We start from the raw sequence: 249 nt of genomic DNA on the forward strand, positions 1-249 counted from the left end.
GCTGCCGGCCCCAGGCGACGAGGCGTATGCGCGCCGGACCTACGCGCCGCCACAGGGCGAGATGGAGACAGTGCTGGCGCAGATCTGGGCCGAGCTGCTGGGGCTGGGGCGGGTCGGACGGGACGACCACTTCTTCGAACTGGGCGGCCACTCGCTCTTGGCCGTGCAGATGTCGAGCCGGCTGTCACAGGCTGTGGGAGTCGAGCTGCCGCTGTCGACGCTGTTCGCAAGGCCCGTGCTGACCGACCT

Annotated in this window: 1 protein-coding gene; it reads left to right on the plus strand. The window is 70.3% G+C overall.

Annotated features, from left to right (window positions below):
- Window positions 1–61: 61 nt before the first annotated feature.
- Window positions 62–249, plus strand: a 188-nt coding sequence (locus tag OWC48_RS46870; protein ID WP_306664785.1) for a phosphopantetheine-binding protein, incomplete at its 3' end; no start/stop codon positions are given.

It is taken from the genome of Bradyrhizobium sp. Arg816, from assembly GCF_029989365.1.
Taxonomy (GTDB): domain Bacteria; phylum Pseudomonadota; class Alphaproteobacteria; order Rhizobiales; family Xanthobacteraceae; genus Bradyrhizobium.